Origin of the sequence: Pseudomonas sp. ARP3 (assembly GCF_001029595.1) — a bacterium.
Lineage (GTDB): Bacteria > Pseudomonadota > Gammaproteobacteria > Pseudomonadales > Pseudomonadaceae > Aquipseudomonas > Aquipseudomonas rhodesiae.
The window spans coordinates 1-6,413 of record NZ_LEKF01000050.1; the positions used below are offsets into that span (position 1 = coordinate 1).

Here is a 6,413-nt window from a genome sequence, read left to right on the forward strand (position 1 = left end):
ACTGAGGGGAAAAATCCGCCCTCACTTTCAGCAGGACGTTCATTCCTGCTTGGGGCAGGCCTCCGGTTGCCTGCTGCCACTCACCAAGTACCTTGCCGGCGACGTTCGCAAACATGGTGCACCGTGCTTTCGCGACCTCGGCTCCCTCACGCGACTCCAAGATGTCCATGTAGCAGTGGCCGTTCGGACGGCGCTTGAAGTCGCTGAGTTCCGCAATAACCCAGCTGCTGTCTGGTACCGCAGCACGGACAGCCTTCTGGATCTGGGTAAGGTATGCGCTGAGAGTGAGGTGCTGCTCAACCGGATCAGGTGCGTTCACCGGACTGACCCTCTTCAGCGCCCAAGGTTGCCTGAACAACGCTCTCGATTCGGGTAAGCCGGTCGGCGCAGAACTTACGTGCATCCGCAAATTCGCGAGCAAGGGTCTCCAGCTCGTCGATGCTCACCTCATTGCGCTCCAGGCGCTTTACCGTCTGGTCGATGAAGGCGATGTTGGCTTCGTAGGTGTCTCGGCTCATGTGGGAAGTCCTGGGGAAGATGAGATCAATCAACGTGCCAATTGTCGCAGCTTCCCCAAAGGACCCAACCCTATCAGCCTTCAGGCTGAACCCACGTTGTCTGACCCTCTGGGATCACGCCCCGATTGCAGCCGTATTTGGACAGGTACAACACCCTGCTCTGCCGCAACCAGGCCTCAACGGTTGGAACGATCATCGCGGCATACTCGGCAAGGCTCGGGTGTTTCTTCCAGCCGCCATTGCCGATCGCGGATTCCAGCGAACGGTCATACCAGGCGTTGACCAGTTGCTCGACTCCAGCCAATTCTTCGCCGGCGGACGGTGCGGAATGGATCAGGTTATGCGCCTCGCGTTTCCTTTGCTCTCGGGTGGCATGTGCAGCTGGTAACGCTCCGAGGGAGAAAAGAGCGTCCTCAAAATTGAGGTGACGCTTCTCGTGAGTAGTCGAGTCCTCGGCTACACCGGGGACGAAAGAAAAACGGCAGAGCTTGCAGTAGACCACGCCACTGTCCTTCCGCTCGTAGTGCTGCTCCAACGAGCGAGCGATCCACTTGCGAACTTCGTGATAGCTGCGTGCCTGAAGATGATGCTGCGCCATCAGGTTGAGGCGCTGCGCATGGCTCAGTCCTGGGTGAAGGGCCTTTGCCTGCTTGGCGAGTTTTTTGAGGTTTTCGATATCGCGGAGCGTGATTGGGTTTTGCATACGGCAGCCTCCAAAGGCTGATGCTCTGTGTCCACTCCGGAGCACCCATAAGGGTTCCGTTGGTTTGTCGGTAGTGCTTTCGCTTTGCCAATGTGGACGGCAGGCACCTACCCGCGTGCCGAGGGGAATATCTCTGTCTCGATTGCGAACGTCAAGAATAATGTCGAATTTCGCCCTGCTGGTTAAAATTTGAGCATCGCCGGGGGGGCTTCCCAGACCGCCACGCCAGGACTTTATCCACAGGCTTACCCCCACTTTCAGGGGACAAACATCGGACGAAAAAAATCCCGCTCGAGCGGGACTTATTCCTGGGGGCGACCTCATTCCAACTGCCTGTGCTCGTCACGCCCCATGGGTTTGTGCAGAGAAACGCTTTCACCGTCCCTTTTGCCCTGAATGTAGGCTCGGTACGCATCCATATCCAGTTTTCGGCGTTTCATCTTTGTGACCGGAACACCTGGATAATTTCTCTGCGTATAAGCGTGGATTGCCCTTTCCACTTCTTCCGTAACGCCGGAAAATTCCTCTACTCGTTTGTGTACGCCGATGATCCATGCTTCCGCATACAGCACTCCCGCTCTGCGCCTTTGCACTGTGCCCTGAATGCTGACCCCTGAGAGGTATTTTCTCTTGGAGTCTTTCAGTTGCCGGATAAGCACCTCATACGCATAGGCCGACATTTCAGCGCTACCGATTTCTCCAATAAAAATCAGCGACTGCCCGTCAGGCCCATAGCTGTAGAAACTCACACAGCCAAACGCCTTAGAGACAGTCATCGACAACATGCGAATCCATTGTGGCGGAACGCTTTTGGCTTTACCGATCCGCAGGGAGAATTCTTCCGCCTGGGTAGCACGCACATCGCCTACTTCCAGCTTGAACTTGTCCATAAGTTTGCGGGCTTGCCGCATTGCTGCTTCGGCCTCATGCGGGTTGCTGGATTTTGCGAGCGCAAAACATTTCTTGATTCTGCCTAGTGCGCGAGCGCGCTTATCCATGTCTGCAACTGCGCACTCACTCACCAGCCAATCCTCCGCTTCGCGACACGTTGTTAAGCATGACGCTTCAGCGACAGCCAATATCGCCCTGCATTCGGGTTGCTCAGCAAATATACTTGCTCCATCCCTTCAAACGAGGTGTCCAACTTTTTGACGCCCTCCCCGAAATAATCACCCAAACGCGACAATACTTTTTCCTGCTCTGATTGCGGATGATCTTTAAGTTCATCAAGAACCATCTTCAGCTCTGTGATAGCTGCGGTAAAAAACGTTCTTGCTCGCAACGCATCAGCCTGCCCGAACGTTGACTCGTATTCACTAAGCACTACAGCCATCGCCATAGAACTTCGCTCACGTAACTTTGCACACTCTTGAGTCAGCACGATTGCAATTAGGAGATCATGACCGCCAGGAATGTCCGCATGCAGAACCTCTAATATTTCCTCAGACCACTCCTCGTCCCCAGGTAGGTTGTATCCATCGAGCGAAAAACTACCGCCAGCCCCGATCAACTCATTAACTCCGTACATAAAACATTTTCTCCGTAAATTTGTAGGTCACCGTAACGGCCCGCATTCATCCGCTTCGCGACACAGGGGGGGGTATCTACCACACCCACCAATGTTTATTTTATGGAAGTGAGCCGCTTCACTGCTAATACGGTTATGGCCCAGTCGTCTTGCTGGACTCTCGCCTCACTGCTAATAACCTCTGCACATATAAACCACTCTTCAAATGTCCCTCCGAGGGATTTACCCCAGGGCAGGCAGGATGACTCACTGCTAATAGCTGGCCTACACCTGCCGTTTTGACTCGTAGCTGATGCGATTCATCAGGCAATAGTCGACAGTGTATCCATCTATCCGGGTAACGATTTCCCCAGTCAAATCGAGCAGAGCAGATGCCCCTGCGTAAAATCCAATTCCGCCGCTGGCATATTTTCCGCTCCGAATCTGGAATCCTTTGGCGTCAGTGATGGATACGCCGGATATTTCGTGCCATAGGAGAAATACACCCTCCCCGTACAGGCCGTCATCCCGCACTGAAAAAATAACCTGCCGGAGTTGGCTCCCATGGGCAACGCCTATGAAATCGCCGTTTGGTAGCACCGGCGGGAATAACCTGCCGTCATCTCTTTTTCTAAACTCCAAATGTCACCGCCTGTTCATTGCCGTGTTTCGCCGGCTCTTTATGTTCGATATCACGCTGGTGACAACCAATGCTGACTTGATCGACAAGCTTACGCAGCAAGCGATGCCGGTAATGCACATGCCAGTGAAAATCATCCCGTGGATTGCTGATGTCCATGCTCCGAGGTATGGCAGGTTCGCGAAGATCATTCGCTAGGCCCTCCCCTTACGCTCGCAGATTTGCCAGCCAAGGCTCTCATCGCCGCCCGCAGTTTCGCGCAGTCGGTTTTCGCATCGCTGAGTACATACCTCGATCCGTAGTAGGTCAGCCAGGCGGTTGCTAACCCGGCACTCAATGCGCCGATTGATCCAAGCAGTAGTTCCAGTTGTTCGCTACCGAGCATGAGATTTACTCCCTCTCAATCCTGGCTGCTTACTCCAGCCCGCAAATTTGCGCTGTGCCAATGCTCCCACCATCGCAATCAATCCCAAGGATTTAGTGCGCTCCGAATCCGCTGCCCGCCCTCTCCCTGCCCGCAGGTGCTTGCTCACTTCCGTTACACCCCCTTCACCCGCTTCGCGACACAGGTTCAGGAAAACCACCCTCACACCACCTCGCTTGCTTATGGGAGTCTGACGGTTCACCTCACATAGAGAGAAAGTCGCGCCGTAATTGTTTTCATGCGCGCTGCTCTGAAAGGCAGGAACTACGTGGTGTGTAGCGATATCGGCTTGAAATGGCTGCCTTGAAGGGGTGCTGTCGTCGTCGAAGGGGTGTCGTGAAGGGGTGTCGTGAAAGGGTGTTGCTGCCCTGTAACGCCCGCAACTAGGGGCCCCGCGCCTATTCAGCCGAATCAATTCGCAGCAAACGGTTCGGTGAAGGGGTGTCGTCATGGTTGAAGGGGTGTCGTGAAGAGGTGTCGTGAAGAGGTGTCGTGGTCAGAGCCCTTGATTTTGTTGGGCTCCACCATTTTCTGCACCGTACCAGGGCGAAGCGATCAGTCGGACGCTGCGGGGTAATCCTGAGTGATGAACGCAGCAATAGAGCCATCAACCACGCCAGCTTTCTTCACCGCAGGGACAAGCTGACGGCGGACTCGCTGAATGACTGAGCATGTTTCCCGGATCTCGGCGAGCTGGATTTCGTAGGCCCGAACGATGTTCTTCAAGGGCTCCTTCACGAACGAGAACGACGAGACCGGGTACTTGCTTCCTTGACCCTTGTTGATCGTGCGGATGACCCGCGGTTTCTTGGCTTCGCCTTCCTTGAGCCTTGGCAAAATCACTTTCGCCCATTCGATGGTGACTGCATTCGGGCTGGATTGCCGTATACGGATCACGATCGGTATATGCCCAGGCTTGCCTGCGTGCTGAGAAAGGGCTGTCTGAAAGAAAGAGTCGCGCAGCTCCTCGGCTCGGCCGACAAGGCTGGAATAGACGCGATCGAGCTCCGCTACTGCTGGATGCTTGGGGGCTTCAGAAGGTGGGTTCATATGTCGCTCCTTTGTGGATGGGAGCATTTTGCGGCTCAACACCGAGGGTGTGGATCGATTTCAGACGCTAAAACGTCCTGAAAACGAAGCACAGTGCTCTCGCGAAGGCAGATTATGACGGCTCGTCGTCATCTGTTGACCGGGTGATGCAGTTGCAGCGCTTGGGATTCTGTAGGTGTGGGGTTTCATGTGTTGCGGGGTCATCTGCGTCGTCATTTGGCGCACTTCTTTTGTCTTTTTTTGCTGGGAGCGGCATACGAATGGGTAACGCCTTAGGTCTGGATATTGGTTACAGCAACGTCATTGGCGTTTTTGGCAGTGGCGATGGGCAACCGGAGTCGATTATTCGTCCCTCGCAGGCCGCTCCCTTGAGCGTTCTGCCTGGGGATTCTGGGTTACGCCCTGGTGAAGTAATCGTTGAAGTTGATGGCGCGCCCTGGGTGGCATTTGCCGCGCCCGGCCGAGTTCAGGATGGACGAGAGCTGCACGAGGATTACACTTCCTCGCACGCCTATGAGGCCCTATTTAAAGGTGCTCTGCTGCATGCGGCCGGTGATAAAGACGTGATTGACTGCTTAGTAACTGGCCTTCCTGTCTCGCAGGCTCGCGATAAGCCCTATGTTGAAGCCCTGATAAAGCGTATGACCGGGACGCATCGGATTACGCCCAAGCGAGAGGTTACGGTTAAGCGAGTAGAGGTTGTTGCTCAGCCTATCGGGACTCTGACGGAGATTTACTGCAACTCAGATGCTTCGGAGGTTATTGAGGAGTCAGTTTCAATCATTATTGATCCGGGTTTTTTCAGTGTTGATTGGGTGGTATTTGACCATCGCGAACTGGTAGTCAACTCCAGCAGCAGCAGCCTCAAAGCTATGTCTGTTGTACTTGAAGCGTGCAACGAAGAAATTGCGAAGGATCATGGCGGTATTCCTGGTGTAGAAAAGATCGAACATGCGCTCCAGTCGGGTAAATCTTACATCCTGATCTATGGCCGCAAAGTTGAGCTTGCTGAATATCTCGAGCGCGCTGCCGAGCGTGTTATCCCATCCGTCTTCACCGAGATCAAACAAGGACTTCGATTCCTGAAGGGGCGTGCTATCGACTGTGTAATTCTCGGCGGTGGGGGAGCCTCATTGTATGAGCCATTTGCTCGAAAAGAATTTCCCGATGCTTTGGTAGTCAAGCCCGTGAATAGCGTAAAAAGCAATGCCGAAGGTTTCTGGCATATAGCACGCTCTTAATTAAACGGCTGCGCAGGGAAGCGCTGAGGAGGGAATGTGGATAAAACGATGAGACTACAATGTCGAGTCACGCCAGCGACACAAGAATTGCACGCGCATCTCGAAACTATTGACCCCGATTATCGGGGTAAAAGGCTTGTTGCAATGGCTGCACTGTATCTAAGCATGATTAGCGCGACCGAAGAGATTAAAAACAAGCAGACTGAATCGCCCCGGGTTTCCTAGACACTCTCCAGGCTCGCTGCGTAACGCTTTTCAAACTCTACCGGTGACAGCTGATTGTTGAAACTGTGGCGTCGTTTTGGGTTGTAAAACATCTCGATGTAATCG

The 6,413-nt window shown here is 53.9% G+C and carries 9 protein-coding genes; 2 read left to right on the forward strand and 7 right to left on the reverse strand.

Features of this window, described 5'->3' with window-relative positions; genetic code table 11:
- The 5 genes from ABX75_RS27810 to ABX75_RS27830 form a co-directional block, all read right to left on the reverse strand.
- Positions 1–319, reverse strand: a 319-nt coding sequence (locus ABX75_RS27810) for an exodeoxyribonuclease VII large subunit (RefSeq protein WP_047883119.1), incomplete at its 3' end; no start/stop codon positions are given.
- Entirely contained in the window at positions 306–518 is a 213-nt protein-coding gene (locus ABX75_RS27815; RefSeq protein WP_011078018.1) for an exodeoxyribonuclease VII small subunit, read from the reverse strand. The genes ABX75_RS27810 and ABX75_RS27815, both read right to left, overlap by 14 nt.
- A 73-nt stretch (positions 519–591) precedes the next feature.
- A complete protein-coding gene (locus ABX75_RS27820) occupies positions 592–1,221 on the reverse strand; it encodes a hypothetical protein (RefSeq protein WP_011078017.1) in 630 nt (209 codons plus the stop codon).
- 320 nt (positions 1,222–1,541) lie between these two features.
- The gene (locus tag ABX75_RS27825; protein WP_047296992.1) at positions 1,542–2,219 is read right to left on the reverse strand and encodes a DUF2786 domain-containing protein; all 678 of its coding nucleotides are present in this window, start codon (positions 2,217–2,219) and stop codon (positions 1,542–1,544) included.
- 53 nt (positions 2,220–2,272) lie between these two features.
- Entirely contained in the window at positions 2,273–2,749 is a 477-nt protein-coding gene (locus ABX75_RS27830; RefSeq protein ID WP_047296993.1) for a hypothetical protein, read from the reverse strand.
- Between the two features lie 556 nt (positions 2,750–3,305).
- Between ABX75_RS27830 and ABX75_RS29555 the strand changes: the two genes are divergently transcribed.
- Positions 3,306–3,566 (forward strand): hypothetical protein, encoded by a 261-nt coding sequence (locus ABX75_RS29555; protein WP_161969142.1) that lies wholly within the window; start codon positions 3,306–3,308, stop codon positions 3,564–3,566.
- 781 nt (positions 3,567–4,347) lie between these two features.
- Here ABX75_RS29555 and mobI read toward each other — a convergent pair.
- Entirely contained in the window at positions 4,348–4,842 is a 495-nt protein-coding gene (gene mobI, locus ABX75_RS27840; RefSeq protein WP_011078012.1) for a conjugative transfer protein MobI(A/C), read from the reverse strand.
- A 260-nt stretch (positions 4,843–5,102) separates the two neighbouring features.
- Between mobI and ABX75_RS27845 the strand changes: the two genes are divergently transcribed.
- Entirely contained in the window at positions 5,103–6,083 is a 981-nt protein-coding gene (locus tag ABX75_RS27845) for a ParM/StbA family protein (protein ID WP_016502353.1), read from the forward strand.
- 221 nt (positions 6,084–6,304) lie between these two features.
- Here ABX75_RS27845 and ABX75_RS29295 read toward each other — a convergent pair.
- Positions 6,305–6,413 (reverse strand): IS3 family transposase (locus tag ABX75_RS29295; protein ID WP_138762977.1); only part of this gene is annotated, 109 nt, incomplete at its 5' end.

Excerpts from the sequence above, each read along its gene's own strand:
- ABX75_RS27815 (WP_011078018.1), bottom strand. The coding sequence starts at position 518 with ATGAGCCGAGACACCTACGAAGCCAACATCGCCTTCATCGACCAGACG.
- ABX75_RS27820 (WP_011078017.1), bottom strand. The coding sequence starts at position 1,221 with ATGCAAAACCCAATCACGCTCCGCGATATCGAAAACCTCAAAAAACTC.
- ABX75_RS27825 (WP_047296992.1), bottom strand. The coding sequence starts at position 2,219 with ATGGATAAGCGCGCTCGCGCACTAGGCAGAATCAAGAAATGTTTTGCG.
- ABX75_RS27830 (WP_047296993.1), bottom strand. The coding sequence starts at position 2,749 with ATGTACGGAGTTAATGAGTTGATCGGGGCTGGCGGTAGTTTTTCGCTC.
- ABX75_RS29555 (WP_161969142.1), top strand. The coding sequence starts at position 3,306 with ATGAAATCGCCGTTTGGTAGCACCGGCGGGAATAACCTGCCGTCATCT.
- mobI (WP_011078012.1), bottom strand. The coding sequence starts at position 4,842 with ATGAACCCACCTTCTGAAGCCCCCAAGCATCCAGCAGTAGCGGAGCTC.
- ABX75_RS27845 (WP_016502353.1), top strand. The coding sequence starts at position 5,103 with ATGGGTAACGCCTTAGGTCTGGATATTGGTTACAGCAACGTCATTGGC.